We start from the raw sequence: 25,745 nt of genomic DNA on the forward strand, positions 1-25,745 counted from the left end.
CGGGGCCGAGGCGTTTTCCCGTACGTACAGGAAGTGAGAGCCAACCCGTGAGCGCAGTCTCTTCGCGCCTGCCCGTCTTCCCCTGGGACAAGCTGGAGCCGTACAAGAAGACGGCCCTGGCCCACCCGGACGGGATCGTGGACCTGTCGGTCGGCACGCCCGTCGACCCGGTTCCCGCGCTGATCCAGGAGGCCCTGGTCGCGGCGGCGGACTCGCCGGGCTACCCCACGGTGTGGGGGACGAAAGAGCTGCGGGACGCGCTCACCGGCTGGTGCGAACGCCGTCTCGGCGCGGTGGACCTCGCCCACGAGAACGTGCTGCCGGTGGTCGGCTCCAAAGAGCTGGTCGCCTGGCTGCCGACACAGCTGGGGCTCGGCGCCGGCGACCGGGTCGCCTACCCGCGCCTCGCCTACCCGACGTACGAGGTCGGCGCGCGGCTCTGCGGCGCGGAGGCGGTCGTCTACGACGACCCCACGGAGCTGGACCCCGCCGGTCTGAAGCTGCTCTGGCTCAACTCCCCGTCCAACCCGACCGGCAAGGTCCTGAGCAAGGACGAGCTGACCCGGATCGTGGCCTGGGCGCGCGAGCACGGCGTCCTCGTCTTCTCCGACGAGTGCTACCTGGAGCTGGGCTGGGAGGCCGACCCGGTCTCCGTCCTGCACCCGGACGTCTGCGGCGGTTCGTACGAGGGGATCGTCGCCGTCCACTCGCTCTCCAAGCGCTCCAACCTGGCCGGCTACCGCGCCGCGTTCATCGCGGGCGACGCGGCCGTGCTCGGCGAGCTGCTCCAGATCCGCAAGCACGGCGGCATGATGACCGCGGCCCCGGTGCAGGCGGCGACGGTCGCGGCGCTCGGCGACGACGCGCACGTGGCCGAGCAGCGGGAGCGGTACGCGGCCCGCCGGGCGGCGCTGCGGGCGGCCCTGGAGGCGCACGGCTTCCGGATCGAGCACAGCGAGGCGAGCCTGTACCTGTGGGCGACCCGGGACGAGCCGTGCTGGGAGACCGTGGCGTACCTGGCGGAGAAGGGTGTCCTGGTGGCGCCCGGCGACTTCTACGGCGAGGCCGGGGAGCGGTTCGTGCGGGTGGCGTTCACGGCGACGGACGAGCGCGTCGACGCCGCGGTCAAGCGGCTCGGCTAGGGGCTGTCCGGCGGATCATGGCCGGACACAGACGTGAGGGCCCGGGGAGCAGGTGATGCTCCCCGGGCCCTCACGTGTTTCCGTGCCGGTTTCGTGCCGGGTCAGCCGATGGGCAGGCCGCCCAGGGACTGGCCGGCCGGCAGGTCGCCCAGGGCGCCGGTGGCCGGGCCCGTGGCGCTGCCGCCGGCGGCACCGGCGGTCTTGCCGACGACCTCGCCCGCGCTGCCGGCGGCCTCGCCGGTCACCTTCTGGGCGGCCGGGGTGGCGGTCTTGCCCGCCGCGCCGACGGTCTTGCCGGCGGCCGGGACGGCCGTGCCGACGGCCTCGCTGCCGGTCGAGCCGACGACGCCGGTGGCGGTCTGGGAGGCGCCGTCGACGGCGGTGCCCGCGCCGGCGGCGTCCAGGGCGGTGATGCCGCCGAGCGCGCCGGTGGTGGGCGCGATGCTGTGGTCAAGGGCGCTCGCGGAGCCGGCCGCACCGACCACGGGGGCTGCTCCGGCCGCGATGAGGAGGGCGGCGCGGGCGATCCGACGGGTCAGGGGGAGGGACATGGTGCTCCTTCGACGTGGTGCGACGAGTGGTGTTCGGACGCAGTGACAACCGGCCCCGGGGCGGGGGAGGTTGCGGCAGTCGAAGGTAAAGAGTTGGTAATGCGTCGTATTGTCGGGTGGGGAGGAAAACGGACGAACGTGTCATCGCGTGGACGCCTGGCGAACCGTCACTTCCCTTACGGGGCAAGGGAATTGACCTGTCGGGAGAGAGCGGGGAAAACCCCGCCGGAAGTACCGGAGAATTTCCCGGGATTCCGTCCGGGCACATGCCACGGCCGAGTGAGTAACCGTACGGGTGATCGGCTACTGGGCGAGCCGGATTCGGACGGTTCCCGCGGCGGAAGCACCGGCCGGAGCGCCCTCGGAGCCCGCTTCGGAGCCGGTGTCGGACCCGGCCTCGGAGCCCTCCGGGCCCGCCTCGGAGCCGGCTCCGGCAGTGGCTCCGGCAGTGGCACCGGAAGAGGCGGGGGAGGTCTTCTCCCAGCCCCCGGAGGCCTCGCTCGCGCGCCACACCCTGTCCCCGTACGCGACCTCCGTGACGCGCAGCTCGTCCGCCCGCGCCACCGCCCACTGCGCCAGCTCCCAGCCGCGCCGCTCGTCCGCCCCGGCCCCCGCCGCCGCCACCGCGCGCACCGGCACCACGAGCACCGGCGGCCCGGCCGCCGACCGGCCCGCGCTCGACCCGCCCGTGACCGCCTGAGGCGCCGCCGTTTCTCCGAAGGCCCGCACCAGCTCCGTACGCACCCGCTCCGGATCGCCCGGCTCGCCCTCCACGTCGCTCGCCGTACAGGTCAGCGCCGCCGGCGCCCGGCCCGTCAGCGCCGCGGAGAGGAGCGTGGCGTCCGGCTCGTGCTTCGCGTACGCCTGCGGGAAACCGCTGCGCTGCACCTTCTGCGCCGCCACCGTCAGCGGCATCCGCGAGTACCCCGGGACCTTCTCCAGGCCCTCGTAGAACTTCCCCGCCGAGTAGACCGGGTCCATGATCTGCGCCGGCGTCCCCCAGCCCTGCGAGGGCCGCTGCTGGAACAGGCCGAGCGAGTCCCGGTCGCCGTGCTCGATGTTCCGCAGCGCCGACTCCTGGAGCGCCGTCGCGAGCGCGATCGTCACCGCCCGCTCCGGCAGCCCCCGGGTGGTGCCCACGGCCGAGATCGTCGCCGCGTTCGAAGCCTGCTCCGGGGTGAACTCGTACCGGTTCTCGCCACTGCCCACACTGCACCGCGGTGTGCCCATGCTGCCCGTCACCTGGTGGAAGGCCACGTACGAGGCAAGGCCGAGGAGCGCGGCGAGGGCGGCCGCGGAGCGGGCGAGGCGGCCGCGACGGGCGGGGCGGGTGGGCTCGGACACGGGGCCCACCGTACTGGAGGCCGGGTTAGGGTCGGCACATGGCTGACATCACTCCGTACGAGACCCGGCTGGACCTCTCCCAGGACGGTGCCCTGCTCACCGCCGCCCTCGTCGACTTCCCGTCCGTGAGCGGTACGGAGCAGCCGCTCGCGGACGCCATCGAGCAGGCCCTGCGCGCCCTGCCGCACCTCACCGTCGACCGGTACGGCAACAACGTCGTCGCCCGTACGCGCCTCGGCCGCGCCGAGCGGGTCGTCCTCGCCGGCCACATCGACACCGTGCCGATCGCCGACAACGTGCCCTCGCGCCTCGACGAGGACGGCATCCTCTGGGGCTGCGGCACGAGCGACATGAAGTCCGGCGTCGCCGTGCAGCTCCGGATCGCCGCCACCGTGCCCGAGCCCAACCGCGACCTCACCTTCGTCTTCTACGACAACGAGGAGGTCGCCGCCGACCTCAACGGCCTCGGGAAGATCGCCGCCGCGCACCCCGACTGGCTGGAGGGCGACTTCGCCGTCCTCCTGGAGCCCTCCGACGCACAGGTCGAGGGCGGCTGCCAGGGCACCCTGCGCGTCATCCTGCACACCGCGGGCGAGCGCGCCCACTCCGCGCGCTCCTGGATGGGCTCCAACGCCATCCACACCGCCGCGCCGATCCTCGCCCGCCTCGCCGCGTACGAGCCGCGCAAGCCGGTCATCGACGGCCTGGAGTACCACGAGGGCCTCAACGCGGTCGCGATCCAGGGCGGCGTCGCCACCAACGTCATCCCCGACGCCTGCACGGTCACGGTCAACTACCGGTACGCCCCCGACCGCTCCCCGGCCGAGGCGCTCGCGTACGTGCGCGAGTTCTTCGCCGACTGCGACATCGCCGACTTCGTCGTCGACGACGAGAGCCCCGGCGCGCTGCCCGGCCTCTCCCACCCGGCCGCCGAGGCCTTCATGAAGGCCGTCGGCGGCAGCGCCCAGCCCAAGTTCGGCTGGACCGACGTGTCCCGCTTCAGCGCCCTCGGCGTGCCCGCGGTCAACTACGGCCCCGGCGACCCGATCTACGCGCACAAGCGCGACGAGCACGTCCCCGTCGACAGGATCCACCACTGCGAGGCACGTCTCCGCGACTGGCTGACTGCCTGACTTCCGTAATTTCGCGTTTCGTCACCTCTGTGGTCCTACGCTGACCGGACCAGAAGATCAGTGGATCGGTGGAGGGAGCAGGCCATGGGCATTCCCGAGGGAATGGCGAAGCCCGAGGAGCAGCGTCTCGGTCCGGTGCTGAGGCGCAGGGACCAGGTCCAGTCGGGCACCACGGACCAGCGGCTGCTCGACACCGAGGGCGACTCGGAGTGGGTGCACACGGACCCCTGGCGGGTCATGCGCATCCAGTCCGAGTTCGTCGAGGGCTTCGGAGCCCTCGCCGAACTGCCGAGCGCGATCAGCGTCTTCGGCTCGGCCCGCACGAAGCCGGACTCGCCCGAGTACGACGCGGGCGTACGGATCGGCCGGGCGCTCGTCGAGGCCGGTTTCGCGGTCATCACGGGCGGCGGCCCGGGCGCCATGGAGGCGGCCAACAAGGGGGCCCGGGAGGCCAAGGGCGTCTCCGTGGGACTCGGGATCGAGCTCCCCTTCGAGCAGGGACTCAACCCGCACGTCGATATCGGCGTGAACTTCCGGTACTTTTTTGTCCGGAAAACGATGTTTGTCAAGTATGCGCAAGGGTTCGTCGTCCTGCCCGGCGGCCTCGGCACCCTCGACGAGCTCTTCGAGGCGCTGACCCTGGTCCAGACCCGCAAGGTCACGCGCTTCCCGATCGTCCTCTTCGGTACGGAGTACTGGAAGGGCCTCGTCGACTGGCTGCGCGACTCGGTCGTCGCGGGCGGCAAGGCCTCGGAGCGGGACCTGCTGCTCTTCCACGTCACGGACGACGTGGAGGAGGCGGTGGCGCTGGTGACCAAGGAGACGGGCAAGTAGCAAGAACCAGCCCGTCCGGAGTCTGAGGACCGGGGTCCGGGGCGGCAGGTGCCGCCGGTCGGTTGTGGGCATGCGTTCCGCCGGAGCGGAACGGGTGGGCACAACCGACCACCGGCCGGCACCCGCCCCGCTACGCCAGTCCGCGCCGGGCCACGGCCGGCGGTCGATGCCCGGCAATGGACGCCACCATGTCCAGGACCTGCCGGGTCTCCGCCACCTCGTGCACCCGGTACACCTGGGCCCCCAGCCAAGCCGAAACCGCAGTCGTCGCCAAAGTACCGAGCACCCGCTCCTTGACCGGCCGGTCGAGCGTCTCGCCGACGAAGTCCTTGTTGGAAAGAGACACCAGCACCGGCCACCCCGTCTCCGCCATCTCGCCGAGCCGCCGCGTCGCCTCCAGGCTGTGCCGGGTGTTCTTCCCGAAGTCGTGCCCCGGGTCGATCATGATCCCGTCGCGCCGCACCCCCAGCGCCACCGCCCGCTCCGCGAGCCCCACGGTGACCCGCAGGATGTCGGCCATCACGTCCTCGTACGCGACCCGGTGCGGCCGCGTCCGCGGCTCCGCGCCGCCCGCGTGCGTGCAGACGAGCCCCGCGCCGTACTTCGCGGCCACCTCGGCGAGCCCGGGGTCGACCCCGCCCCACGCGTCGTTCAGGACGTCCGCCCCGGCCTCGCAGACCGCCGCGCCGACATCCGCCCGCCAGGTGTCCACGCTGATCACCACGTCGGGGTGGCGCCGGCGGACCTCGGCGACGAAACCGACCGTGCGCCGGGCCTCCTCCTCGGCCGTCACCTCCTCGCCGGGGCCCGCCTTCACCCCGCCGATGTCGATGATCGCCGCGCCCTCGGCCACGGCCTGCTCCACCCGGGCGAGCGCGGGCTCGTCCCGGAAAGTGGCGCCCTGGTCGTAGAAGGAATCCGGGGTCCGGTTCACGATCGCCATGATCACCGGCTCGTGCGGCCCGAATTCACGCCGTCCCAAGCGCAGCATCCCTTTTGTCCTCCCTCGCGTCCGTTCGCCTGCGACCCTAACCGTCAGTGGCGCATGGCACGATCGGCACGGGACGATTTCCACTCCGGGGAGAGGCGCGCAGGTGTTCTGGTTTCTGCTCATCACGATGGTCGTGGTCGTGGCCGCGGTGACTCTGGCCGTGGTCGGCGGCGGCGACAGCGAGGTGCTGCCCGAGGTGGCGCCGGAGCAGCTCGTCGACCCGCTCCCGGTCGCACGGCCGGTCGACCGCGCCGACGTCGAGGCGCTCCGGCTGCCCGTCGCGGTCCGCGGCTACCGGATGGCGGACGTGGACGACGTCCTGGTCCGCCTCGGCGCCGAACTCGCCGAGCGGGACTCCCGGATCGCCGAGCTCGAGGAGGCGCTCGCGGGAGCGTCCACCGGTGACGGAGAGGACGACCGCTCATGACGGAGGGCGGGGCGGTCCCGGGCCCGGACGGGCGACTGCGCTGCCCCTGGGGCCTGTCGACCGAGGACTACGTCGCGTACCACGACGAGGAGTGGGGCCGCCCGGTCCACGGCGACGACGAGCTCTTCGAGCGGCTCTGCCTGGAGGCCTTCCAGTCGGGCCTCTCCTGGATCACGATCCTGCGCCGCCGCGAGGGCTTCCGGCAGGCCTTCGAGGGCTTCCGCATCGCCTCCGTCGCCGGCTTCGGCGAGACCGACCGGGAGCGGCTCCTCGCCGACGAGGGCATCATCCGCAACCGCGCCAAGGTCGACGCGACCCTGGCCAACGCGAAGCTGCTCGCGACCTGGTCCCCGGGCGAGCTCGACGCCCTGATCTGGTCCTACGCCCCCGACCCGGCGGCCCGCCCGGCCCCGCGGACGGTCTCCGAGGTCCCGGCGGTCACGGACGAGTCGACGGCCCTCTCCAAGGCCCTCAAGAAGCGCGGCCTCCGCTTCATCGGCCCCACCACCGCCTACGCCCTGATGCAGGCGTGCGGGCTGGTCGACGACCACGTGGAGGGGTGTGTGGCCCGGGGCGTGAGGTGACCCCGGGCCGCTGGTCCCGGACCGGTCAGAAGACGTGGACGGGGGTGGCGGTGTCGTACACCGCTCGGTACTCCGGTGTGGCGAGGCCGCCCACGGCGTTGTTCGCGTAGACGTACAGCGACGAGTACTCGATCGTCCGCATGATGTCGCCGAGGCCGTCGCCGGTCACGTCGCCGGTGGCGATGAGGGGAGTGTCCGACGGCCAGGCGTACGGGAGCCTGACGCGGGCGCCGAAGGCGCCCCGGCCGTTGCCCGGGTAGAGCCAGAGGGTGCGGGAGCCGTCGCGGGCGACCAGGTCGGACCTGCCGTCCCGGTTCATGTCGCCGGGCGCCGCGAGCGCGTTCATGGCGTTCCAGCCGCCGCCGACCTTCGTGCGGGCCCCGAACCAGCCGCGGCCGTTGCCCGGGTACGTCCAGAGGACACCGGTGGTGTCCCGGGCGACCAGGTCGCGGCGGCCGTCGCCGGTGACGTCCCCGACCGCCTCGATCTCCTTCATCGTGTTCCAGCCGCCGCCGATCTTGACGCGGGGCTTGAACCAGCCCCTGCCGTTGCCCGGGTAGAGCCACAGCACGCCGGCCCGGTCGCGGGCGTAGACGTCCTCGTTGCCGTCGCCGTCGTGGTCGCCGTGGCGAACGAGCTTGGTCATGCCGTTCCAGCCGCCGCCGATCAGGACCCCCTTGGTGTTCCAGTTGGCGTCGCGTACGCCGTCGAGGAACCAGAGCCGACCGTCTTCGGCGCGTTCGAGCAGGTCGGCGATGCCGTCGTTGTTGAGGTCACCGAACCTGGACTCGGCCGGGAGGCTGCCCGGGCGGGGGGTGTCGCCGGCGACCCATTGCATCCAGGCCTGACCGGTCTCGACCTCCCACAGGGTGTCGGCCAGCCGGATCGAACCGATCGAGTTGTCGAGCTCGGACCAGGAGTCCCAGCTGAGGTCGGAACCGACGGGTTGACGGGGGCCGATGGTCAGGCTGTTGTTCCCCGAGTAGTTGGCGTCCTGGTAGGCGACGGCCCACTTGGAGCTGCGGTTGATGTAGGACGAGATCGTGTTGTTCCAGCCGCCCAGAGTCGGCTGGCTGGACGAGATGATCTTCATCTCGCCGCCGTAGTTCGGGTACTGGAAGACGCAGAAGTTGCCCGCCGGGCAGCGGAACTCGTCGGCCGACGCGGCGGGCGCGGCTGTCAGCAACGTGGCCAGGGAGGCCGCGGTGGTCACGGCGGCGGCCAGGGCACGCCGGACTCCGGAAGTGCGCTTCATGGCGCGGGATCCGTTCATGAGGAGAGTCAGAAGGCGAAGGTGCTGGGGCGGAGGTGGGCGAGCTCCAAGGGGGCGCGGAGACGTCCGTCGCCGGTGCCGGGGTAGACCCGCAGGTAGGGGTGGTCCTCCCAGTCGTAGGTGCTCGGGGCGTGCGCGACGATGTCGGGGCGGCCGTCGCCGGTGACGTCACCGAGACCGGCGAGCTCCTTGTGGCCGTTCCAACCGCCGGTGCCGATGAGCGTGCGGGCGCCGAACCAGCCGCGGCCGTTGCCCGGGTAGAGCCAGAGCTTGCCCGCCGTGTCGCGGGAGACCAGGTCGGCCTTCTTGTCGGAGTTCATGTCTCCGGCGCCGACGAGCTCGTTCATGGCCTTCCAGCCGCCGCCGACCTTCTTGCGCGGGCTGAACCAGCCCCTGCCGTTGCCCGGGTAGGTCCACAGGACGCCCTCGGCGTCGGTGGCGAGGAGGTCGCCCCTGCCGTCGCCGGTCAGATCCCCGGCCGCCGCCAGGTCCCGGACGGAGTTCCAGCCGCCGCCGACCAGGCGACGGGGCTTGAAGGCGCCGTTGCCGTCGCCGGGGTAGAGCCAGAGGGAGCCGGACGTGTCGCGGGCGTAGACGTCCTCGTTGCCGTCGCCGTCCTGGTCGCCGTGCCGGGTGAGCTTCGTCATGGCGTTCCAGCCACCGCCCACGAGCCGGTTGGTGCCGGGAGAGCCGTGGTGGTGAGCGGACCACAGCTGGCCGAACGCGTTGCGGCCGAGGACGTCGGCGTAGCCGTCGCGGTTGATGTCGCCGAAGGCGCCGGCGGCGGGGAGCGGCGCGGGCCGGATCCCCAGGGTGTCGTCGTAGAAGCCCGGGTGGCGGCTCTCCCAGCCGCAGAATTCGTCCGCCTCGGGGCCGATGTCGATGGAGCTCACCGTCCGGTCGAGGCCGGGGTACTGGCTCTCGTCGAAGGACGCCGAGTTGTACAGGAAGAGGGAGCCCTCGGGGTCGAGGCCGGGCTTCGGATAGAAGCACACGGCGTGCACGCCGGACTGGTTGTTGACGAAGGATCTGATGCGGTTGTCCCATGCCCCCAGGGACAGCATCGGCTTCCTGATGACCAGCATCTCGCCCTGGTACAGGGGCTGGCTGAAGGCGCAGACCGCCCCTTCGGGACAGCGTTCCGCGCCGTCGGCGGCCGCGGGCGAGGACAGGACGGTGGCGGACAGGCCCAGGGCCAGGCCCGCGGTGAGCGCGCCGCGAAGAAGGCGCGCGGAAGGAAGTGAACGCACGGAACCCCCCAGGTATGTGCGTACGAATGGTGAGCGGATCCTATAGATCCGCCCACCGCTCGTACGAACGGGTTCCCGTCGTCCGTCACTTCCCCAGGTAGCGGGGCTTCTCCTTGGCGATGAAGGCGCGGACCGCGATCGTGTGGTCCTCCGACGCGCCCGCGAGGGACTGGAGCTCGTCCTCCTTCTCCAGGGCCTCGGCGAGCGAGTGGTCGGCGCCGTACGCCAGGGACTCCTTCAGCGCCGCGTACGCCACCGTCGGGCCCTCCGCGAGGGTGCGTGCCACCTTCGTCGCCTCGGCCGCCAGGTCGGCGGCCGGGACCAGGCGGTTCACGATGCCGAGCTCGTACGCCTCCTGCGCGGTGATCGAGCGCGGGAAGAGCAGCAGGTCCGACGCCCGGCTCGCGCCGATCAGCCGGGGCAGCGTCCAGGACATGCCCGAGTCGGAGGTGAGCGCCACGCCCGCGAAGGACGTGTTGAACGCGGCCGTGTCGGCGACCACCCGGTAGTCCGCCGCGAGCGCGAAGCCGAAGCCGGCGCCCGCCGCGACGCCGTTCACGGCCGCCACGACCGGCTTCCGCATGCCGGTGAGGGCCCTGACGATCGGGTTGTAGTGGTCGCGGACCGTGTTCATGGTCTCGCGCGTGCCGGACTCGTGGTCCGCCATGAGGAGGCCCACGTGCTCCTTGAGGTCCTGGCCGACACAGAACGCCCGGTCGCCTGCCGCCGTGAGCAGCACGGCCCGTACGGCGGTGTCCGCCGCGGCCGTTTCCGCGGCGTCCCGGAGGGCGACCTTCGCCGCCACGTTCATCGCGTTCATGGCCTCGGGCCGGTTGAGCGTGATGGTGGCGAGCCCGTCGCTCACCTCGTACAGCACCGTGTCGGCCATGGGGTTCCCTTCGCCTCTTTGCGTGGTTGACCCGCCCAGCATGGCGGAGATCACCCGCACCGCCCATGTGAGCTGCGTCAAAGAAATCAGGGCGTCGATCCGATCAAGGGCGGCGCAGTATCGCAGCCCGATCGCCGAAATGTGGGGTTTTGAGAGAGCGCGTTGCGCAAGCGATGCCGATCGATGTTGGTCATCGGGTGCTGCGATGCGGGATAATGACCTGGAAGCAATGTGTTCGAAGCCGGTGAAGCGTGCTCCGCATCGAAGAGCTGCCCGGCTGACGATGAGCTGGTTTCAGGAAGGGGAACAAGCATGGCGGCCATGAAGCCGCGGACGGGTGACGGCCCGCTCGAGGTGACCAAGGAGGGGCGGGGCATCGTCATGCGCGTTCCGCTCGAAGGCGGCGGTCGGCTTGTCGTCGAGCTGACCCCGGGCGAGGCCGAGGCGCTGGGCGACGCCCTGAAGAAGGTCGTCGGCTGACCCGATCCTCCACGATTCCTCGCCACTGCCCCGGGACGGTTCCACCGTGCCGGGGCAGTGGTGTGTGCAGGGCGGTGCGATGGGTGGCCCCGTAGCGGTCCGGGCGGCCACGGTCAGCAGCCCCGGGCGGCCCCGGTCGGCCCGGTCGGGCCGGTCAGCCCCGGCGTACGGCGCAGAGCAGGCCGTCGCCCACAGGCAGGAGCGAGGGCAGCAGCTCCTGGCTCTCCCGCACCGCCCGCAGCAGCTCGCGGACCCGCAGGACCTCGGCCGGCTGGGCCGCCGAGTCGACCGTGCGGCCGTCCGCGAAGACGCCCTCGAAGCAGACGAGACCCCCAGGTCGCAGCAGGCGCAACGATTCAGCGAGGTAGTCCAGGTACTCCAGCCGGTCGCCGTCGCAGAAGACGAGGTCGTACCCGCCGTCCGCGAGACGCGGCAGGACGTCGAGGGCGCGGCCGGGGATGAACCGGGCCCGGTTGCCGGCGAAACCCGCCGCCCGGAACGCCGTCTTCGCGAACTGCTGGCGCTCCGGCTGGAGGTCCACCGTCGTCAGGACCCCGTCCGGCCGCATGCCGAGCAGCAGGTAGATGCCCGACACGCCCGTACCGGTGCCGATCTCCGCCACCGCTTTGGCGTCCGCCGTCGCGGCGAGCAGGCGCAGCGCGCCGCCGGTGCCCGGCGACACCGAGGGCAGCCCTGCCTCCCGGGCCCGCTCCCGGGCCCAGCGCAGAGCATCGTCCTCGGCGACAAAGGCGTCGGCGAACGACCAGCTCGTCTGCCGGTTGGCGGTAATGGCCCTCTCCTGTCCCCGTAGTTGACGCAACGGTGACTGTATCCGCTGTCAGCGGGAACCCGCAGATGGGACCGTGCGTTCACTAGGGGTGGGACGCGACGGCGGGCAGCCCGCCGAGCCGGTTCCAAATTCGCGTAAAGATTCTTATCCGGAGCTAACGGGCGAGGTGGCTATGGTAGGGGCTCCACTGGACACCACCAGAGCCGACAGGGGAGGTGCGGCTGCGCCTGTGGATCGGGGAGGAGTGCTTCGGCGTCTTCTCAGGTCGGCGGGTGAGCCGAAATCCGTGACCGACACCGCTGACCGAATCCGCACCACCGACTCCGCTCCCACCACCGCGACCTTCGCATCGGATGCGGAATCGCAGGCGTGGACTCCGCCCACCTGGGAGGAGATCGTCAGCACGCACAGTGGCCGGGTCTACCGCCTCGCCTACCGCCTCACCGGCAACCAGCACGACGCGGAGGACCTCACCCAGGAGGTCTTCGTCCGCGTCTTCCGCTCGCTGTCGACGTACACGCCGGGCACCTTCGAGGGCTGGCTCCACCGCATCACCACCAATCTCTTCCTCGACATGGTCCGTCGCAAGCAGCGCATCCGTTTCGACGCGCTCGCCGACGACGCGGCCGAGCGGCTGCCCAGCCGTGAGCCGTCGCCGCAGCAGGTGTTCAACGACACCCACTTCGACGCCGACGTGCAGCAGGCCCTCGACACCCTCGCGCCCGAGTTCCGCGCCGCGGTCGTCCTCTGCGACATCGAAGGACTGTCGTACGAGGAGATCGCCGCGACCCTCGGCGTGAAGCTCGGCACCGTCCGCAGCCGGATCCACCGCGGGCGCTCCCACCTGCGCAAGGCACTCAAGCACCGCTCGCCCGAGGCCCGGGCGGAGCGTGCGCTCACCTCCGTCGGATGGGAGGCAGGGACAGCGTGAGCGGCACCCGCCCCTCGTCGCCGACCCCCGCGGAACACCACCTCGGGGACCGGCTCGCGGCGCTCGTCGACGGCGAGCTCGGCCACGACGCCCGCGAGCGCGTGCTCGCGCACCTCGCGACCTGCGCGCGCTGCAAGGCCGAGGCCGACGCACAGCGCGCCCTCAAGAGCGTCTTCGCCTCCGCGGCACCTCCGCCGCCCTCGGAGGGCTTCCTCGCCCGGCTCCAGGGGCTTCCCGGGGGACCAGGTGAGCCTTCGGGCGGCCCCGGCGGGCCCGGAGCACCGCGAGGCCCCCTCGAAGAGCTCCTCGGCTCGGCAGGACTGAGGTCCGACGGCTTCGCCACCGCGGCGGTCGTCACCCCCCTCTCCCCGCAGCCCGGCCGCGGCTTCCGTATCCACGAGGTCGGCGACCGCGCCTCCGGCACGTCCGGGCGGGGCCGGCGCTTCGCCTTCGCGGCGGCCAGCGCCGTCTCGTTCGCGGCCATCGCCCTCGGCGGCACGCTGCCGATGGAGACCTCGGTGAGCGCGAGCGGACGCGGCGGACAGGGCACGGGCAGCGCGGTCACCCCGCTGCGCGCCACGGCCACGGGCGGCGCCCAGGGCGGCACGGGTGCCACGCGCGGCACGCGGTCCGGCGACCGCACGGGCGCCCAGTCCGTCGCCGAAGAGCCGCTCACCCCGCTCGCGGCCCGCCCCGCCACCCTGGCCGGCACCGTTCCCTCGGGCGCGGTTCCGCCGGACGCGGTGCGCTCCGCCGCGGCTCCGCTCGCGGAGGTACGGCTCCGGAACACCACCATGCAGTCGTTCTTCGCCCTCTCGCCGTTCATACGGCCGACGGGTCCGGCTCTCGATCTGGCCTTCGCCCCCGGTCCCAGCCCGGCGGCGAGCCCGACGATCGCACCGCTCGGCTCCCATCGCTGACCCGCGACCTGGTTGAATCCAGGGACAGGGGCGCCCGAGCCGGGGCGCGGACGGGTCAGCGGGTTGCGGGGAGAGCATGAACGACGGGAAGCCGAACTGGTGGAGCCGGCCTTCGAGCACACCGGAGGCGGCGCGGATACCCTCGCCGCCTCCGACCGACGGCGGTGACGGCGACTTCACGCTGCCCGCGCCCCAGCCTCCCGCCGAGGCCACGGCCGCGGTCGAGGACACGGCCGCCGTCCAGGACGCGGTCGTCGTCGAGGACGTGACCGTGGTCGCGTCCGTGGAGCCTCCGGCCGACGTCACGCCCGCTGATGCCGTGCCGGATGCCGCTCCCACCGTCCTGCTGACCAAGGGCGAGCCGGCCGCCGAGCCCGCCGCTCCGGTGGCCGAGGTCCCCGCGGCCGACGCGCCGCAGGTCCGGGCAGTGCCGGAGCCCGCGCAGCCCGCCCCCCAGGCCACCCAGACCCAGCCTCAGCCCCTGCACGCGCCCGACGAGTACCGGACGCCGCCCTACGGCGAGCCCGGCCCGTGGGCGCCCGCGCCGCCCGTGCAGCACCCGGCGGCCCCCGTGCCCCCCGTACCGCCGCAGGCGCACCCGCAGGGCCCCGTGCCGCCCCAGGCCCCCGTACCGCCCCAGCAGGCCGCCGTGCCGCCCGTACCGCCGCAGCAGCAGCACGGCGGGACCGCCCCGTGGATGCAGTACGACCCCTGGGGTGGGGCCGTCGGGGGCGTCGGTACCGCTCCGGCGCCCGCGAAGAAGTCCCGGAAGGGGCTCGCGCTCACCGGTGCCCTGGTCTTCGCCCTGGTCACCGGCGTCATCGGCGGCGGCATCGGCGCGTACGTCGAGCGGAACGGCGGGCTCACCACGGTCGAGCTGCCCCAGGCCGACTCCGGGGACACCGACCGCGCCCCCGAGAGCGTGGCCGGGATCGCCGCCAGCGCCCTGCCCGGCGTCGTCACCCTGCACGTCAGCGGCGGCGGCTCCTCCGGCACCGGCACCGGCTTCGTCCTGGACACCAAGGGCCACATCCTCACCAACAACCACGTGGTCGACGCGGCCGAGTCCTCCGGGGACATCTCCGTGACGTTCTCCAGCGGCGAGACCGCCCGCGCCAAGATCGTCGGCAAGGACACCGGCTACGACCTCGCCGTCGTCCAGGTCACCGGCGTCTCCGGCCTCAAGCCGCTGCCCCTGGGCAACTCGGACAACGTCCGCGTCGGCGACCCCGTCGTCGCCATCGGCGCCCCCTTCGACCTCTCCAACACCGTGACCTCCGGGATCATCAGCGCCAAGGAACGCCCGATCACCGCCGGCGGCGAGAAGGGCGACGGCACCGACATCAGCTACGTCGACGCCCTCCAGACCGACGCCCCCATCAACCCCGGCAACTCCGGCGGCCCGCTGCTCGACTCCAAGGCCCGGGTCATCGGCATCAACAGCGCGATCCGCGCCGCCGGCGGCTCCGGCGACGGCGACGGGGGCGGCGCCGGCCAGCCCGGCTCCATCGGCCTCGGCTTCGCCATACCGATCAACCAGGGCAAGCGCGTCGCCGAGGAGCTCATCAACACCGGCAAGGCCACCCACCCCGTCATCGGTGTGAGCCTCGACATGCAGTTCAAGGGCGACGGCGCCCGCGTCGGCGAGAAGGGCAAGGACGGCTCCGCCTCCGTCACCGCCGGTGGCCCGGCGGCCAAGGCGGGGCTCAGGCCCGGCGACGTCATCACCAAGGTCGACGGCCAGCGGGTGCACAACGGCGAGGAGCTGATCGTGAAGATCCGCGCCCACCGTCCCGGCGACAAGCTGCAGCTCACCCTGACCCGGGGCGGCAAAGAGCTGACGAAGACGTTGACGCTCGGTTCCTCGCAGGGCACCTGAGTGCCATGTGGCGGACACCGCAAGGTACCCGTCCGACGGTTTCGGCGGGTACCTTGGACCGGGCCCTGGACCCGGCGTGAAGGAGCTACTAGGTGTTCAGCGACATAGGCGCACTCGAGCTGGTGGCACTCGTGGTCCTCGCCGTGCTCGTCTTCGGGCCGGACAAGCTCCCGAAGGTGATCCAGGACGTCTCGCGCTTCATCCGGAAGGTCCGTGACTTCTCGGACAGCGCGAAGGAGGACATCCGCAGCGAGCTGGGGCCGGAGTTCAAGGACTTCGAGTTCGAGGACCTCAATCCGAAGACGTTCCTCCGCAAGCAGCTGGAGGGGAACGAGGACCTCAAGGAGCTCAAGGAGCTGCGCGGCACGTTCGATCTCAAGAAGGAGATGAACGACGTCGCCGACGCGGTCCACGGCCGTGATCCCCAGCCCTCCGCGGTCACCGGCTCCGCCAACGGGAGTGCCGCCGGAGGCACCCCGGACCTCCTCAAGAAGCAGGACAAGCAGGCTAATACGGACACGGTCGAGCGTCCGCCGTACGACTCCGACGCGACCTGACGACGGGCTGTCACCGAACCGACGCGTCCCGGTGGCTATCCTCCCTCTGTTGACGGAACGAGGAGGCGGCCGAGATGGAGACCACGAGTCGGGTGGAGGGCGTACCGACGGCCCGGCGTACCCCCGAGGGCTATCTGCGGGCACCCTTCGCCTGGTACGGCCTCGACGAGGCGTTCACCGGGCCACGCTGGCTGATGCAGGTCGGCACGGCGGCGGACGGCAGCGTGCAGCACGGTTCGACGGGGCACGGTGACGAGCCGTCCATAAAGTCGGACGCGCGCGGCGCGGAGAAGGAGCGTTTCGCCGTCGTGGTGACGGTCGCGTCGAGCCCGGTGCGGCGAAGCGGCGACGGCACGGGCGTCCTCGACGCCACCACGGTCTCCTCGGCGGCCTGGCTGGCCGGATCGGGGCTGCTCGTCCACACCTGGCCCGCCTCGCTCGACCACGGGATGCGGGACAACTGGCTGGACCAGCAGACCGAGACGGCGTTCGAGCTGGCCGACGACCTCGACGGGCCCGCCTGGTCGACGCTGTCGCTGCCCGTGGACGGGGTGCCGGTGCCGTTCCACTACCGCGAGTCGGAGTTCGGCTGGGTGCTGGCGGGGTCGGCCGCGGGGGTGCACATCGGGGCGTACGGGCGGGGGATGAGCGCGTACGGTCTGGGGTTCTCGCAGATCAAGGACCTGGAGGCGTACGCCTAGGAACGACAGGGCCCGGGCACGACAGAGCCCGGGCACGACAAAGAGGGGCGCCCCATCGGGGGCGCCCCTCTTTGTCGTGCCGTGCCTCAGAACTTGTTGCGCGGGGTGATGCCCAGGCTCATGCCCGAGAGGCCGCGTGCCCGGCCGCCCAGCTTGCCGGCGATCGCGCGGAGTGCCGCGCCCGCCGGGGAGTCCGGGTCGGACAGGACGACGGGCCTGCCCTCGTCGCCGCCCTCGCGGAGCCGCACGTCGATCGGGATCGAGCCGAGGACGGGGACCGTGGCGCCCGTGGTCTGCGTCAGGCCGTCCGCGACCCGCTGGCCGCCGCCCGTGCCGAACACGTCGACCATCTCGTCGCAGTGCGGACACGGCAGGCCCGCCATGTTCTCGACGACACCGACGATCTTCTGGTGCGTCTGCACCGCGATCGAGCCGGCCCGCTCGGCGACCTCGGCCGCCGCCTGCTGCGGGGTGGTGACGACGAGGATCTCCGCGTTCGGGACGAGCTGCGCGACCGAGATCGCGATGTCGCCGGTGCCCGGGGGCAGGTCGAGCAGGAGGACGTCGAGGTCGCCCCAGTACACGTCCGCGAGGAACTGCTGGAGCGCGCGGTGCAGCATCGGGCCGCGCCACACCACCGGGGCGTTGCCCGGAGTGAACATGCCGATGGAGATGACCTTCACGCCGTTCGCCGACGGAGGCATGATCATGTTCTCGACCTGGGTCGGACGGCCGTCCGCGCCCAGCATCCGCGGCACGCTGTGGCCGTAGATGTCGGCGTCGACGACGCCGACCTTCAGACCGTCCGCGGCCATCGCCGCGGCCAGGTTCACGGTGACGGAGGACTTGCCGACGCCGCCCTTTCCGGAGGCGACCGCGTACACCCGGGTCAGCGAGCCCGGCTTCGCGAACGGCACCTCGCGCTCCGCGCCGGTCCCGCGCAGCGCCGCCGCCAGCTCCTTGCGCTGCTCGTCGCTCATCACGTCGAGCGTGACGTCGACACCGGTGACACCCTCGACCCGGGATACGGCCTCGGTCACGCGCTGCGTGATGGTGTCGCGCATCGGGCAGCCGGAGACGGTCAGGTAGACCGTGACGGCGACCCTGCCGTCCGGTTCGATCTCCACGGACTTGACCATGCCGAGTTCAGTGATGGGCTTGTTGATCTCGGGGTCGTTCACCGTCGCCAGTGCTTCGAGCACCGCGTCTTCCATAGCCATACCGACGATGGTACGGCGCCGACCACCGGCCCATGAAAGGGCTGTCAACGGTCGGGTACGTCACTTCCGTGACCTTCGCCGGACGGGAATAGATCCCGGCGCTCCTCCAGCTCCCTGATCAGGTCCTGGAGCTCCGAGCGGATCCAGTCGCGCGTCGCGACCTCGCCCAGGCCCATGCGGAGCGCCGCGATCTCCCGGGTCAGGTACTCGGTGTCCGCGATCGACCGCTCGTTCTGCTTCCGGTCCTGTTCGAGGTTGACCCGGTCGCGGTCGTCCTGGCGGTTCTGCGCGAGCAGGATCAGCGGGGCCGCGTACGAGGCCTGGAGGGACAGGGCGAGCGTCAGGAAGATGAACGGGTACTCGTCGAACCTCAGCGACGACGGGGCGAAGATGTTCCACACGACCCAGACGATGATCGTCAGGGTCATCCAGACGAGGAAGCGCCCCGTCCCCAGGAAGCGGGCGATCCGCTCCGACACCCGCCCGAACGCCTCGGGGTCGTACTCCGGCAGCAGCCTGGCCCGGCGCTCGCGCGGCAGGTCGAGCCGGATGCGGGCCATCGGCCGCTCCCGGTCCCGCTCCCTCTCCTGCGTACGCTCAGCGGCCATTCGCGGTCCCCTCCTCGTGGAACTCGGTCTCCCGCCAGTCCTCCGGCAGCAGATGGTCGAGCACGTCGTCGACGGTGACCGCGCCGAGCAGCGAGCCGCCCTCGTCCACGACGGGCGCGGCGACCATGTTGTACGCGGCGAGATAGCTGGTCACCGCGGGCAGCGGGGTGTCCGGGCCGAGCGGCGGCAGGTCGCTGTCGACGAGCGAGCTGACCAGCGTGAACGGCGGGTCCCGCAGCAGCCGCTGGAAGTGCACCGTGCCCAGGTACTTCCCCGTCGGCGTCTCGTCCGGCGGCCGGCACACGTAGACCTGCGCGGCGAGCGCCGGCGACAGGTCCTGCTGGCGCACCCGGGCGAGCGCGTCCGCGACCGTGGCGTCCGGCCGCAGCACGATCGGCTCGGTCGTCATCAGACCGCCCGCCGTCCGCTCCTCGTACGCCAGCAGCCGGCGCACGTCGGCGGCGTCGTCCGGCCGCATCAGCGCGAGCAGCCGCTCCTTGTCCTCCTCGGGCAGCTCGGACAGCAGGTCGGCCGCGTCGTCCGGGTCCATCGCCTCCAGGACGTCGGCCGCGCGCTCCTCCTTCAGCTTGCCGAGGATCTCGACCTGGTCGTCCTCCGGCAGCTCTTCGAGGACGTCGGCGAGCCGGTCGTCGTCGAGGGCCGCGGCCACCTCGGCGCGCCGCTTGGGGGAGAGGTGGTGCAGCGCGTTGGCGAGGTCGGCGGGGCGCAGCTTCTCGAAGGTGGCGAGCAGGCTCTCGGCGCCCTGCCCGTGCTCCTCCAGGGAGAAGCCGGTGACCGCCGACCACTCGACGGTCAGCGTCTCGCCCTTGCGGCTCAGCACGCCGCCCTTCCCCTTGCGGACGAAGACCTTGTCGATCTCCCAGTCGCGGCGGGCGGGCAGCTGCTGGATGGCGACGTCGAGGACGGTGACCTCCTCGCCCTCCTGCCCGCCGGGGTCCACGAGCCGGACGCGCCGGTCGAGGAGCTCGCCGAGGACGAGCCGCTCGGTGGGGCGCCGCTCGAAGCGGCGCATGTTCACCACGCCCGTGGTGATGACCTGGCCGGACTCGACGCCGGTGATGCGGGTCATCGGGACGAAGACCCGACGCCGGCTCAGCACCTCCACGACCATGCCGAGCAGCCGGGGCGGCCTGCGGCCGACCCGGAGCATCGCCACGAGGTCGCTGACCCGGCCGACCTGGTCGCCGACGGGGTCGAAGACGGGGACTCCCGCCAGGTGGGAGACGAAGATCCGAGGGGCGCCAGCCGCCATGCCACGCGCCTCCCTCGGTGCCGCACGATGCGAGTCGTCGCAGAGCTTTGCCGGTGATTGCAGAGCTTTGCCGGGTTCAGGCTAGCCCGTACCGTTCCACCCCGCTCCGGCAGCGGCTCCGTCCGGCTGCCTGCGAGCGCGGCCATCCGGCCCGGGTACGCTGCGGTCTGCCGCTCCCCCTACTCGGCCCCCGGCACCGGACCCGGCGCTTCCGCCCGGCCCGGACAGGCTGTCGCGCGGCACCCCCACGGGCCACGGCCCGTCCTCCCCCCCCACGACACGAGAGGCAGCGCAGATGGCCCTTCGTCCCCCGTCATCGCGTATCCGCAGGGCCGTCGCGCCCCTGGCGCTCTGCGCCGGGCTGGCGGTCGGGCTCACCGCCTGCGCCGCCGATCCGGACGAGGGGACCAACGGGGTGGGCAGACTTTCCGCGCCGGAGATCGAGCGGAAGGCGCAGTCGACGGCGGACGCGGCGAAGGCGGTGCGGCTCTCCGGCACGCTGGTCAGCAAGGGCGGCACCTTCAAGCTGAACATGCGGCTCAAGCAGGACGGCGCCACCGGCTCGGTGACGACGAAGAACAGCACCTTCGAGCTGCTGCGGATCGGCGACGCGCTCTACCTGAAGGCGGACGCGGACTTCTGGGCCCACGACGACAAGGCCACCGACGAGCCCACCGAGGCGGACACCGAGGCCGCCGACAAGCTCGACGACATGTACGTGAAGGTGCCGCAGGGCGACCCCTCGTACAAGCAGTTCCGCGGCTTCACCGACATGGACGTGCTCCTCGACGGGCTGATCGGCCTGCACGGGGAGACGGTGAAGGGCGACCGCGACCAGATCGGCGGGACCCGCACGATCAAGGTCAAGGGCGGCCCGGACGGCGAGGGCGGCACGCTCGACGTGGCCCTGGACGGCTCCCCGTACCCGCTGCAGTTCGCGCGGGGCGGGGGAGCGGGCGTGGTGGTGCTCACGGAGTGGAACAAGGACTTCCCGCTCGTGCCGCCGACGAAGGAAGAGACCCTGGACTACGGCAAGCAGCTGCCGCGCACGTAGTCCCCGGGGTTCTCTGCGCCCCCGGTTCCTCGGGGTCCTCGCGGGTCCTCCGTGGCTTCGGGTCCTACTTCTTCCGGCGCTTCTTGAGCAGCAGCTTGGGGAGCGCGGCCGGCACCGGCCGGCGGGTCGTGGCCTCCGAGGGCAGCGGTACGGCGGCCAGGGAGCCGTCCGGCAGCTCCGTCGTCGAGGAGCGCGGTTCGAGGCGCAGGACCCGGCACTCGCGCGCCCAGCGCCCCGGCATCGCCTCGCCGTCGGAGGCGTTCAGCCGCTTGCCCTTCAGTTCGGCGACGGCCGCGTCCCACTCCTCCGTACCGGGGGAGAGTTCGCGTACGGCGGCCGTCCAGGCGACGAGCCGCCCGCCCTTGTCCTTGCTGCGGACCGTGACCTCGGCCGTCCCGCCGTCCGTCAGGCCCGGCAGCGGCTGCTCGCCGGGGCCGTCGCCGACGACGTGCGCGGCGCCGTCGTGCCAGACGTGCCAGAGCGCGCGGGCGGGCCCGCTGCCGCGCACCCAGACGAGGCCGGACTTCTTGGTGGCCTCCTCGACGAGGGCGGACCCGAGCAGCTCTTCTGTCATGGTCCGAAGCCTAGCGGGAGCCCCGCCACGACCCCGCTACAGCCAGCCGTTGCGCTTGAGCGTGCGGTGGATGGTGAAGCAGACCGCGATGATGCCGGTGAGCACCATCGGGTAGCCGTACTTCCAGTGCAGCTCGGGCATGTGGTCGAAGTTCATGCCGTAGACGCCGCAGACCGCCGTGGGGACGGCGACGATCGCCGCCCACGAGGTGATCTTGCGCATGTCCTCGTTCTGCGCGACGGTCGCCTGCGCCAGGTTGGCCTGGAGGATCGAGTTGAGGAGCTCGTCGAAGCCGACGACCTGCTCCTGGACGCGGGCGAGGTGGTCGGCGACGTCCCGGAAGTACTTCTGGATGTCGGGGTCGACCAGCCGCATCGGGCGCTCGCTGAGCAGCGCCATCGGGCGCAGCAGCGGGGTGACGGCCCGCTTGAACTCCAGTACCTCACGCTTGAGCTGGTAGATCCGGCCGGTGTCCGTACCGCGGGTGGAGCCCTTCGCGGCCGGCGAGAAGACGTCGATCTCCAGCTGGTCGATGTCCAGCTCGACGGCGTCGGCGACCGCGATGTAGCCGTCGACGACGTGGTCGGCGATGGCGTGCAGCACGGCCGAGGGGCCCTTGGCGAGGAGTTCCGGCTCGCCCTGGAGGCGGTGGCGGAGGTTGCGCAGGGAGCCCTGGCCGCCGTGCCGGACGGTGATGACGAAGTCGGGGCCGGTGAAGCACATGACCTCGCCGGTCTCGACGACCTCGCTGGTCGCGGTGAGTTCGGCGTGCTCGACGTAGTGGATCGTCTTGAAGACGGTGAAGAGGGTGTCGTCGTACCGCTCCAGCTTGGGTCGCTGGTGGGCGTGGACGGCGTCCTCGACGGCGAGCGGGTGGAGCCCGAACTCGGCGGCGATACCGGCGAATTCGGCCTCGGTCGGCTCGTGGAGCCCGATCCAGGCGAAGCCGCCGCTCTCCCGCACCTGGCTCATCGCGCCGCGGGGCGTGAGGCAGGTGCGGTCGTCGATCCGGCGCCCGTCGCGGTAGACGGCGCAGTCGACGACGGCGCTGGACGCGGAGTGGTCGCGGGTGGGGTCGTACGAGGTGTACGTGGTGGGGGTCTTGCGCAGGGTGTGCCGCAGGCTCGGCCGGACGGCGGCGCGCAGGTCACGGATCATCGACATGGGCATGCTCCTTCACGGAGAGGCCATCGGTGCGATGCGTGGCACAGCCCGGAATGGGGACGTTGAGCTATGTCGTCCACAAAGCGGGCGGCACCGGGGAATCGCGGTGACGGCGTTCGCTACAGACAGGCAAAGGCGAAATGCTCTTCCGTCGTGCGAGATGCCTGCCGGAGAAGGCGGGTCCCGTGCGGGACCAGGGTTCACCGGAGGGTGATGCGCACCGGGCTCGGGTGCGGGGCGGAAGAGCGGCTGGTACTGCCCGACCGACTTCGGTCCATCGCAGCCCCACCTCCTCCGGCCGGTCCCTCGTGAGGGATGACGTGTGACGAGTAATCAGGAGTTCGGGACTCCCGACCAGCGGCCAAGACTATCAGCCGACAGAGGGTCAATCCCTGACTTTGCCCGTTCCATACGCGCTTTATGCTCGACCCATGGGAGAAGTTCTTGCTCTGGTCGAGGCCCGGCTGCGGACGGCGCTCGGTGAACCGGACGCGCGGGCCGCGGTGACGTTTCTCGGCACCGACCGGATCGAGGTGCTCCGCTTCGTCGACGGTGACCTCGTGCGGTACGCCACGCTCGGGATGTCCGCACAGCCGATGGCCGACCCCACCGCCGCACTCGCGGACCCGGTGAAGGGCCCGCGCGCGGAACTCGTCCTCACCGTACGGGCCGGCCTCGCCGACACCGACAAGGTGCTGCGCCCGCTCGCCGTGCTCGCCTCCACCCCTCAGGTCGAGGGCGTGATCGTGGCCCCTGGCGCCTCGCTCGACGTCGGCGAGCCCCTCTGGCCGGGCGCCTCCTTCACCTCGGTCCTGGTCGCCGGGTCCGGCGGCCTGGTCGAGGACCTGGAGCTGGACGAGCCCATGGACCCGGTCCGGTTCCTGCCGCTGCTGCCGATGACCTCGAACGAGGCGGCGTGGAAGCGCGTCCACGGGGCCCAGGCCCTGGAGGAGCGCTGGCTGGCGCGCGGGACCGACCTGCGCGATCCCCTGCGCAGGTCCGTGAACCTGGACTGAAGCTGGGCTGAGGCCGGACTGGGCTTGGGCTGAGGCCGGACTGAACCTGGGCTGAGGCCGGATCGAACCTGGGCTGACGCCGGACTGAGCCTGGACTGGAGCCGGACTTGGCCTGGACCGGGGTCGGACTGGGTCCGGGCTGGGCCTGGACCGAGGCGGGCGCCCGGGAGGCCTGCCTGACCACCGCGGGTGAACGGCTCGGGCCGGACGGGTGATCGTCCGCAGCCGTCCTTGACGCGGGGCGCGAGGGGTAGGACCGTTGAGCCCTATGAGGGGCGAACCCAGTTGTCCGAAGTGCGGTGGCAGGGTCAGAGCGCCCGGTCTCTTCGCCGACTCCTGGCAGTGTGACGTGCACGGCTCGGTGCACCCGCTCCAGCCCGTGATCCCACCCAGCGTCGAGGCCCTCGGTGTCGTGGTGCACCGGTCCCACGTCCCGGTGTGGATGCCGTGGCCGCTGCCCGTCGGCTGGCTCTTCACCGGAGTGGCGTACGCCGGTGACGACCGCAGCGGCGGTCGCGCGACGGCCGTCGCCTGCTCGGGGCCCGGCCCGCTCGGCGGTATCGGTGAGCTGCTCCTGATCGCCGAGGAGCTCGGCGTCGGCCTCGGCGCCCGGTACGCGGGCATCGACGGACTCGATCCGGGCTCCGGCATGGCCATCGACAAACCGCCCCAGGCGAAGGTGCTCGCCGCCGGGCGTCCCACCCCGCTCTGGCACGTCACCGGCACTCCCCAGGACCGCGCGGTCTTCGCGGGGGAGGCGTGCGGCCTCTGGCTGTGGGCGATCGTCTGGCCCGAGCAGTCCGGCCTGCTGATGTACGACGAGCTGGTCCTGACGGACCTGCGGGACGCGGGCGCCGAGGTCGAGCTCGTTCCGTGCGGCGCGCTCACCCCGAGGCTGCTGGGTCAGGGCTGACGCGGCGGCGCCGGTGGTGACATTCCGTACGGGCGTGTTCGATTCGCCCGTTATGCTGGAGCGTCCCTCGTCCGTGCCGAGCCCCTGGAGTACCGCGTCGTGCGCATCGATCTGCACACCCACTCCACGGCTTCCGACGGTACGGACTCCCCGGCCGAGCTCGTCAGGAACGCGGCCGCGGCCGGACTCGACGTCGTCGCGCTGACGGACCACGACACCACCCGGGGCCACGCCGAGGCGATCCGGGCACTGCCCGAGGGGCTGACCCTCGTCACCGGGGCCGAGCTGTCCTGCCGGGTCGACGGCGTCGGCCTGCACATGCTCGCCTACCTCTTCGACCCGGAGGAGCCGGCGCTCCTCGCCGAGCGCGAGCTCGTCCGCGACGACCGGGTGCCGCGCGCGCGGGCCATGGTCGGCAAGCTCCAGGAGCTCGGCGTCCCCGTCACCTGGGAGCAGGTCGCGCGGATCGCCGGCGACGGCTCCCTCGGCCGCCCGCACGTCGCCGAGGCGCTCGTCGAGCTCGGCGTCGTACCGGACGTGTCCGGGGCGTTCACGCCCGAGTGGCTCGCCGACGGCGGCCGGGCGTACGTCGAGAAGCACGAGCTGGATCCCGTCGAGGCGATCCGCCTGGTCAAGGCCGCCGGCGGGGTCACCGTCTTCGCGCACCCGCTCGCCGTCAAGCGCGGCGAGGTCGTGTCCGAGGCCGCCATCGCCCGGCTCGCCGACGCCGGACTCGACGGCATCGAGGTCGACCACATGGACCACGACGAGGCGACGCGCGCGCGGCTGCGCGGGCTCGCGAAGGAGCTGGGGCTGCTGGCCACGGGCTCCAGCGACTACCACGGCAGCCGCAAGACCTGTCGCCTCGGCGAGTACACGACCGATCCCGAGATCTACGGCGAGATCACCCGCCGTGCCGCAGGGGCCTTCCCGGTCCCCGGCGCCGGGGGAGCCGTCTAGCCCCTCCCCTCAGGGGGCGAGGGCTCACGGGCCACGGGCCCATGAGCCCACGGCGTAGGGCGTACGGCCTTCGGTGGCCGCGGTAGGACGGCGGTCGTCCGCCTTCGGTGGCACGCTGCCGGTGGTCACCCGCCGGCGGTCACCTGTCCGTCAGTCCGTCGTCCGGCGTGGGTCGCCCCGTCCCGGTCGTGTCGGCCGTGGCGGCACCCCGCCCGGTGGTCGGCGTCCTCACGGTCGTCGCGCACGGTCTCCGGTACGGCCCCTCAGGTCGCGCGGCGAGCCCGGCT

Annotated in this window: 27 protein-coding genes; 15 read left to right on the top strand and 12 right to left on the bottom strand. The window is 72.2% G+C overall.

Annotated elements, in window-relative coordinates; genetic code table 11:
- Window positions 1–47 precede the first annotated feature (47 nt).
- On the top strand, window positions 48–1,142 hold the full coding sequence (locus OG361_RS26055) for a bifunctional succinyldiaminopimelate transaminase/glutamate-prephenate aminotransferase (protein WP_405857280.1): 1,095 nt from the start codon (window positions 48–50) through the stop codon (window positions 1,140–1,142).
- Between the two features lie 101 nt (window positions 1,143–1,243).
- Here the strand turns inward: OG361_RS26055 and OG361_RS26060 are convergent, their stop codons facing one another.
- Together OG361_RS26060 and OG361_RS26065 are read right to left on the bottom strand one after the other, a co-directional pair.
- Entirely contained in the window at window positions 1,244–1,693 is a 450-nt protein-coding gene (locus OG361_RS26060) for an ATP-binding protein (RefSeq protein ID WP_405857282.1), read from the bottom strand.
- A 303-nt stretch (window positions 1,694–1,996) separates the two neighbouring features.
- Window positions 1,997–3,046: a hypothetical protein gene (locus OG361_RS26065; RefSeq protein WP_405857284.1), complete on the bottom strand. Its 1,050-nt coding sequence runs from the start codon at window positions 3,044–3,046 to the stop codon at window positions 1,997–1,999.
- A 29-nt stretch (window positions 3,047–3,075) separates the two neighbouring features.
- Between OG361_RS26065 and dapE the strand changes: the two genes are divergently transcribed.
- Both dapE and OG361_RS26075 read left to right on the top strand, forming a co-directional pair.
- Complete coding sequence (gene dapE, locus OG361_RS26070) at window positions 3,076–4,170, top strand: succinyl-diaminopimelate desuccinylase (protein ID WP_384577061.1); 1,095 nt, start codon at window positions 3,076–3,078, stop codon at window positions 4,168–4,170.
- Window positions 4,171–4,254: 84 nt separating this feature from the next.
- Window positions 4,255–5,004: a TIGR00730 family Rossman fold protein gene (locus OG361_RS26075; RefSeq protein ID WP_405857286.1), complete on the top strand. Its 750-nt coding sequence runs from the start codon at window positions 4,255–4,257 to the stop codon at window positions 5,002–5,004.
- Between the two features lie 130 nt (window positions 5,005–5,134).
- Here OG361_RS26075 and folP read toward each other — a convergent pair whose 3' ends face one another.
- Window positions 5,135–5,995, bottom strand: a complete 861-nt coding sequence (gene folP / locus OG361_RS26080) for a dihydropteroate synthase (RefSeq protein ID WP_056643787.1) — start codon at window positions 5,993–5,995, stop codon at window positions 5,135–5,137.
- 103 nt (window positions 5,996–6,098) lie between these two features.
- On the opposite strand from folP, the gene OG361_RS26085 reads away from it, so the two are divergent.
- Together OG361_RS26085 and OG361_RS26090 are read left to right on the top strand one after the other, a co-directional pair.
- A complete protein-coding gene (locus OG361_RS26085) occupies window positions 6,099–6,422 on the top strand; it encodes a hypothetical protein (protein ID WP_405857289.1) in 324 nt (107 codons plus the stop codon).
- Entirely contained in the window at window positions 6,419–7,006 is a 588-nt protein-coding gene (locus tag OG361_RS26090; RefSeq protein ID WP_384577073.1) for a DNA-3-methyladenine glycosylase I, read from the top strand. The genes OG361_RS26085 and OG361_RS26090 overlap by 4 nt, the downstream gene beginning before the upstream one ends.
- 25 nt (window positions 7,007–7,031) lie before the next feature.
- Here OG361_RS26090 and OG361_RS26095 read toward each other — a convergent pair whose 3' ends face one another.
- From OG361_RS26095 to OG361_RS26105, 3 genes are all read right to left on the bottom strand, one after another.
- Window positions 7,032–8,261 (bottom strand): FG-GAP-like repeat-containing protein, encoded by a 1,230-nt coding sequence (locus tag OG361_RS26095; RefSeq protein WP_405857291.1) that lies wholly within the window; start codon window positions 8,259–8,261, stop codon window positions 7,032–7,034.
- Between the two features lie 26 nt (window positions 8,262–8,287).
- Window positions 8,288–9,529, bottom strand: a complete 1,242-nt coding sequence (locus tag OG361_RS26100) for an FG-GAP-like repeat-containing protein (protein WP_405857293.1) — start codon at window positions 9,527–9,529, stop codon at window positions 8,288–8,290.
- Window positions 9,530–9,614: 85 nt separating this feature from the next.
- Window positions 9,615–10,418 (bottom strand): enoyl-CoA hydratase/isomerase family protein, encoded by an 804-nt coding sequence (locus OG361_RS26105; RefSeq protein WP_405857295.1) that lies wholly within the window; start codon window positions 10,416–10,418, stop codon window positions 9,615–9,617.
- A gap of 312 nt (window positions 10,419–10,730) precedes the next feature.
- On the opposite strand from OG361_RS26105, the gene OG361_RS26110 reads away from it, so the two are divergent.
- Window positions 10,731–10,898 carry a DUF3117 domain-containing protein gene (locus OG361_RS26110; RefSeq protein ID WP_017239934.1) on the top strand — a complete coding sequence of 56 codons (168 nt, stop codon included), beginning with the start codon at window positions 10,731–10,733 and terminating at the stop codon, window positions 10,896–10,898.
- 154 nt (window positions 10,899–11,052) lie between these two features.
- Here OG361_RS26110 and OG361_RS26115 read toward each other — a convergent pair whose 3' ends face one another.
- Entirely contained in the window at window positions 11,053–11,718 is a 666-nt protein-coding gene (locus tag OG361_RS26115) for an O-methyltransferase (RefSeq protein WP_384577085.1), read from the bottom strand.
- A gap of 142 nt (window positions 11,719–11,860) precedes the next feature.
- Here OG361_RS26115 and sigE point away from each other — a divergent pair, with 142 nt between their 5' ends.
- The 5 genes from sigE (at window position 11,861) to OG361_RS26140 (ending at window position 16,676) form a co-directional block, all read left to right on the top strand.
- Window positions 11,861–12,619 carry an RNA polymerase sigma factor SigE gene (sigE, locus tag OG361_RS26120; protein WP_405857298.1) on the top strand — a complete coding sequence of 253 codons (759 nt, stop codon included), beginning with the start codon at window positions 11,861–11,863 and terminating at the stop codon, window positions 12,617–12,619.
- Window positions 12,616–13,539: an anti-sigma factor family protein gene (locus OG361_RS26125; protein WP_405857300.1), complete on the top strand. Its 924-nt coding sequence runs from the start codon at window positions 12,616–12,618 to the stop codon at window positions 13,537–13,539. The genes sigE and OG361_RS26125 overlap by 4 nt, the downstream gene beginning before the upstream one ends.
- A gap of 76 nt (window positions 13,540–13,615) precedes the next feature.
- Window positions 13,616–15,418, top strand: coding sequence for a trypsin-like peptidase domain-containing protein (locus tag OG361_RS26130; protein ID WP_405857301.1), 1,803 nt, complete (start codon window positions 13,616–13,618; stop codon window positions 15,416–15,418).
- Between the two features lie 92 nt (window positions 15,419–15,510).
- Window positions 15,511–15,975, top strand: coding sequence for a sec-independent translocase (locus tag OG361_RS26135; protein WP_405857303.1), 465 nt, complete (start codon window positions 15,511–15,513; stop codon window positions 15,973–15,975).
- 74 nt (window positions 15,976–16,049) lie between these two features.
- Window positions 16,050–16,676 carry a hypothetical protein gene (locus OG361_RS26140; protein ID WP_384577101.1) on the top strand — a complete coding sequence of 209 codons (627 nt, stop codon included), beginning with the start codon at window positions 16,050–16,052 and terminating at the stop codon, window positions 16,674–16,676.
- Between the two features lie 86 nt (window positions 16,677–16,762).
- Here OG361_RS26140 and OG361_RS26145 read toward each other — a convergent pair whose 3' ends face one another.
- The 3 genes from OG361_RS26145 to OG361_RS26155 are packed head-to-tail and all read right to left on the bottom strand — an operon-like array spanning window position 16,763 to window position 19,777.
- The gene (locus tag OG361_RS26145) at window positions 16,763–17,896 is read right to left on the bottom strand and encodes an Mrp/NBP35 family ATP-binding protein (protein ID WP_405857305.1); all 1,134 of its coding nucleotides are present in this window, start codon (window positions 17,894–17,896) and stop codon (window positions 16,763–16,765) included.
- Between the two features lie 44 nt (window positions 17,897–17,940).
- Window positions 17,941–18,504: a DUF1003 domain-containing protein gene (locus tag OG361_RS26150; RefSeq protein WP_405857307.1), complete on the bottom strand. Its 564-nt coding sequence runs from the start codon at window positions 18,502–18,504 to the stop codon at window positions 17,941–17,943.
- Complete coding sequence (locus tag OG361_RS26155) at window positions 18,494–19,777, bottom strand: magnesium transporter MgtE N-terminal domain-containing protein (RefSeq protein WP_405857309.1); 1,284 nt, start codon at window positions 19,775–19,777, stop codon at window positions 18,494–18,496. Before OG361_RS26155 ends, OG361_RS26150 begins: the two co-directional genes overlap by 11 nt.
- Window positions 19,778–20,072: 295 nt before the next feature.
- On the opposite strand from OG361_RS26155, the gene OG361_RS26160 reads away from it, so the two are divergent.
- Entirely contained in the window at window positions 20,073–20,831 is a 759-nt protein-coding gene (locus tag OG361_RS26160; protein ID WP_405857311.1) for a hypothetical protein, read from the top strand.
- A 64-nt stretch (window positions 20,832–20,895) separates the two neighbouring features.
- Here the strand turns inward: OG361_RS26160 and OG361_RS26165 are convergent, their stop codons facing one another.
- Window positions 20,896–21,405 carry a hypothetical protein gene (locus OG361_RS26165; protein WP_405857313.1) on the bottom strand — a complete coding sequence of 170 codons (510 nt, stop codon included), beginning with the start codon at window positions 21,403–21,405 and terminating at the stop codon, window positions 20,896–20,898.
- A gap of 36 nt (window positions 21,406–21,441) precedes the next feature.
- Entirely contained in the window at window positions 21,442–22,569 is a 1,128-nt protein-coding gene (locus OG361_RS26170; RefSeq protein WP_384577115.1) for a magnesium and cobalt transport protein CorA, read from the bottom strand.
- Between the two features lie 431 nt (window positions 22,570–23,000).
- On the opposite strand from OG361_RS26170, the gene OG361_RS26175 reads away from it, so the two are divergent.
- The 3 genes from OG361_RS26175 (at window position 23,001) to OG361_RS26185 (ending at window position 25,458) form a co-directional block, all read left to right on the top strand.
- Window positions 23,001–23,585 (top strand): suppressor of fused domain protein, encoded by a 585-nt coding sequence (locus OG361_RS26175; protein ID WP_405857315.1) that lies wholly within the window; start codon window positions 23,001–23,003, stop codon window positions 23,583–23,585.
- A 268-nt stretch (window positions 23,586–23,853) separates the two neighbouring features.
- Entirely contained in the window at window positions 23,854–24,498 is a 645-nt protein-coding gene (locus tag OG361_RS26180; protein ID WP_405857317.1) for a DUF6758 family protein, read from the top strand.
- A gap of 99 nt (window positions 24,499–24,597) precedes the next feature.
- On the top strand, window positions 24,598–25,458 hold the full coding sequence (locus tag OG361_RS26185) for a PHP domain-containing protein (RefSeq protein WP_405857319.1): 861 nt from the start codon (window positions 24,598–24,600) through the stop codon (window positions 25,456–25,458).
- Window positions 25,459–25,745 lie beyond the last annotated feature (287 nt).

The organism is Streptomyces sp. NBC_00090 (assembly GCF_045160815.1).
Taxonomy (GTDB): domain Bacteria; phylum Actinomycetota; class Actinomycetes; order Streptomycetales; family Streptomycetaceae; genus Streptomyces.

Coding starts and splice junctions, on each gene's coding strand:
- OG361_RS26060 (WP_405857282.1), bottom strand. CDS start 1,693: ATGTCCCTCCCCCTGACCCGTCGGATCGCCCGCGCCGCCCTCCTCATC.
- dapE (WP_384577061.1), top strand. CDS start 3,076: ATGGCTGACATCACTCCGTACGAGACCCGGCTGGACCTCTCCCAGGAC.
- OG361_RS26075 (WP_405857286.1), top strand. CDS start 4,255: ATGGGCATTCCCGAGGGAATGGCGAAGCCCGAGGAGCAGCGTCTCGGT.
- folP (WP_056643787.1), bottom strand. CDS start 5,995: ATGCTGCGCTTGGGACGGCGTGAATTCGGGCCGCACGAGCCGGTGATC.
- OG361_RS26090 (WP_384577073.1), top strand. CDS start 6,419: ATGACGGAGGGCGGGGCGGTCCCGGGCCCGGACGGGCGACTGCGCTGC.
- OG361_RS26095 (WP_405857291.1), bottom strand. CDS start 8,261: ATGAAGCGCACTTCCGGAGTCCGGCGTGCCCTGGCCGCCGCCGTGACC.
- OG361_RS26105 (WP_405857295.1), bottom strand. CDS start 10,418: ATGGCCGACACGGTGCTGTACGAGGTGAGCGACGGGCTCGCCACCATC.
- OG361_RS26110 (WP_017239934.1), top strand. CDS start 10,731: ATGGCGGCCATGAAGCCGCGGACGGGTGACGGCCCGCTCGAGGTGACC.
- sigE (WP_405857298.1), top strand. CDS start 11,861: ATGGTAGGGGCTCCACTGGACACCACCAGAGCCGACAGGGGAGGTGCG.
- OG361_RS26130 (WP_405857301.1), top strand. CDS start 13,616: ATGAACGACGGGAAGCCGAACTGGTGGAGCCGGCCTTCGAGCACACCG.
- OG361_RS26140 (WP_384577101.1), top strand. CDS start 16,050: ATGGAGACCACGAGTCGGGTGGAGGGCGTACCGACGGCCCGGCGTACC.
- OG361_RS26145 (WP_405857305.1), bottom strand. CDS start 17,896: ATGGCTATGGAAGACGCGGTGCTCGAAGCACTGGCGACGGTGAACGAC.
- OG361_RS26150 (WP_405857307.1), bottom strand. CDS start 18,504: ATGGCCGCTGAGCGTACGCAGGAGAGGGAGCGGGACCGGGAGCGGCCG.
- OG361_RS26155 (WP_405857309.1), bottom strand. CDS start 19,777: ATGGCGGCTGGCGCCCCTCGGATCTTCGTCTCCCACCTGGCGGGAGTC.
- OG361_RS26160 (WP_405857311.1), top strand. CDS start 20,073: ATGGCCCTTCGTCCCCCGTCATCGCGTATCCGCAGGGCCGTCGCGCCC.
- OG361_RS26165 (WP_405857313.1), bottom strand. CDS start 21,405: ATGACAGAAGAGCTGCTCGGGTCCGCCCTCGTCGAGGAGGCCACCAAG.
- OG361_RS26170 (WP_384577115.1), bottom strand. CDS start 22,569: ATGTCGATGATCCGTGACCTGCGCGCCGCCGTCCGGCCGAGCCTGCGG.
- OG361_RS26175 (WP_405857315.1), top strand. CDS start 23,001: ATGGGAGAAGTTCTTGCTCTGGTCGAGGCCCGGCTGCGGACGGCGCTC.
- OG361_RS26180 (WP_405857317.1), top strand. CDS start 23,854: ATGAGGGGCGAACCCAGTTGTCCGAAGTGCGGTGGCAGGGTCAGAGCG.